Here is a 2152-nt window from a genome sequence, read left to right as displayed (position 1 = left end):
TGGGTTTAAAAAATGTAGTGACCCCACCCCCCCTGTTGTGTTGGTACCCCCTCTTGGGGTGGCCCTCCCCACATCAGCGGCCTATCCGGATCAGTTGCCGACGACGCGGAGCGAGAAGGAGCCTTCGCCCTCGCCCGTCGAGCGGACGTTGAGCCCGACCGCACGCAGGGCCTCGACGAGGTCATGCTCCTGCTTGCCGACCTCGGGGAGGTAGTACTTCTCGATCGCGTCGAGGTCGAGGTAGAAGCCCGCGGTCATCTTGCTCGTGTCGCCGAGCGCCGCCTTGAAGGCATCGCTGTCGCCCAGCTTGCCGTTCTGGGCGAGCTTGTCGGCATAGCCCGAGGTCGTGCCCACGTAGAGGCGGTCCCCGTCGGCCTTCTTGTCGAGCGAGAGGGCACCGCCCGATGCGTCCTCGATGGAGGTGAGGACCTGCTCGGCGCGCTTCGCGTCGGTGCCGGTGACCTTGAACCCGAGGGTCGGCATGTCGGAACCGAACGCCTGGTCCGGCACGGCGAGCGTGAAGGACTTGCCGAGCAGGACCTTGAGGTCGTCGGGCAGCTTCACGTTCAGTTCGTCCTCGAGCATGCTCTGCACGTCACCGCCGCCACCGGCGACACTGTCGAGAGCCTTCTTCAGCTCGGGCCACACGCCGTCGATCAGCTGGCCGCCGCCGGAGAGCTGCAGGGCGGCGACGGTGTCAGCGGGGAGCGTGGTGAGCTCGGCGCCGCTGCCGTCGACGTGCTTCGCCGCGTCCACGCCCCGCCCGATGCCGGCCACCTCGATGTAGCTCGGGTCGAAGCGCAGCGTGAGGGCGGTGCGTCCCTTGAGGCTGTCCGTGCCGGGCATTCCCGATGCCGCCGCCGCGGACGGGTCGAGATCACCCATCGCCTTGACGAACTTCTCGTTGTCGAACCACATGGAGGCGACGCCCTGGTCGCCGAGGGCGCTCATGTCACCGGAGAAGGTGGCGTTGCTCGCGAGGCTCCCCTTGTCGAGTGCGGCCAGGGTCGCATCGCCCTGGCCCTTGGGGGTCAGCAGGACGTAGCCGTCACGAGTGCGGATATCGGTCTTGCCCTTGGAGTCCTCGCTGCAGTTGACGAGCTTGCCGAGGGTGTCGCTCGCCCTGCCCTCGTCGGTGGTCTGCAGGGCGATGACCATGTTCTGCTCGTCGCCGGTCTTGTCGGGACGGACCGCCAAGCCGGCCCGCTGGCCGAGCCAGGGCTGGATGTCCTTGCCGAAGTCGAACTTCTGCAGGCAGGCGTTCTTCGACTCCTTGACCGCCTGCTCCCAGAGCTTCTGGCGCATGTCGTCCGAGCTGAAGACATCCTTGGCGGCCGGGAGCTTGCTGAGGAAGCGCACGGCCGCGACCTTCTGCCCGGCGGACGGGTCGATGTCGATCCGGATGTAGCCGATCGCGTCGCCGGGGATGACATCGGCCGGCTGGGCGCCACCGCCGGACAGCTTGGCCACACCGAACGCGATACCTCCACCCACCGCGAGGAGGGCGACGAGGCCGCCGGCGATGACGCCGGTCCGCCGGCCCGAGCCCTTCGCCCGGGAGTCGTCGCTGAAGGACACGCCCTCCGAGGAGCCGTCCGCGAGAACAGCCTGGGGGATGCCTGCTGCCGGTGCTTCCGGTCCGACCGTGGACCCTCCACCGGGATAGCTGTACTGCGCCGGCATCGCCTGCGTGGGCGGGATCGCCCCGGTGGTGGTGGGCCCGGCGTCGCCGGGCAGCTGCTCCGGAGTCGGCTCTGAGGTCGGGTCGTTCGGCTGAGTCATGCGGTCATGCCCCCTGTCATGGCGGAGACCCGGCGTCTGCGCGGGTCCGGGATGGACTGTACTGAAACCGGAGCGGGGAGCGGTCCGGTTTGGGTGGCTTGTGACGAACCCGTTGTGCAGGCCGGTGCCGAGGGCGGCTGCAGGGCCCGGGTGCCGGGGCGTGGCAGACTCGAACGGTGCGGATGAGCCACTTCTGGACCCTCATGCGGGACGAGTTCGGAGAGGCGTATGCCGACTCCCTCGCCCGTGACCACGTGCTCGGCGCCCTGGGCAACCGCACGGTTCGTCAGGCGCTCGAGCAGGGCGTCCCACCCCGCACGGTGTGGGAGGCGCTCTGCACGGACATGGACGTGCCCGAGTCGCGGCGGCA

At 69.1% G+C, this 2152-nt stretch carries 2 protein-coding genes; one reads left to right on the top strand and one right to left on the bottom strand.

All coding sequences use genetic code 11. The features are described 5' to 3' along the window. Positions 1-90 precede the first annotated feature (90 nt). Complete coding sequence (locus ACTHJJ_RS00185) at positions 91-1782, bottom strand: DUF3352 domain-containing protein (protein ID WP_440300917.1); 1692 nt, start codon at positions 1780-1782, stop codon at positions 91-93. Between the two features lie 182 nt (positions 1783-1964). Between ACTHJJ_RS00185 and ACTHJJ_RS00180 the strand changes: the two genes are divergently transcribed. Beyond that, the coding region (locus ACTHJJ_RS00180) for a DUF3046 domain-containing protein (RefSeq protein WP_440300918.1) at positions 1965-2152 on the top strand (188 nt) is incomplete at its 3' end.

The sequence above is a fragment of the Intrasporangium sp. genome, assembly GCF_051961875.1.
In the GTDB taxonomy this organism is placed as follows: domain Bacteria; phylum Actinomycetota; class Actinomycetes; order Actinomycetales; family Dermatophilaceae; genus Intrasporangium_A.
This window is presented reverse-complemented; position numbering and strand designations above follow the sequence as displayed.

Excerpts from the sequence above, each read along its gene's own strand:
- ACTHJJ_RS00185 (WP_440300917.1), bottom strand. The coding sequence starts at position 1,782 with ATGACTCAGCCGAACGACCCGACCTCAGAGCCGACTCCGGAGCAGCTG.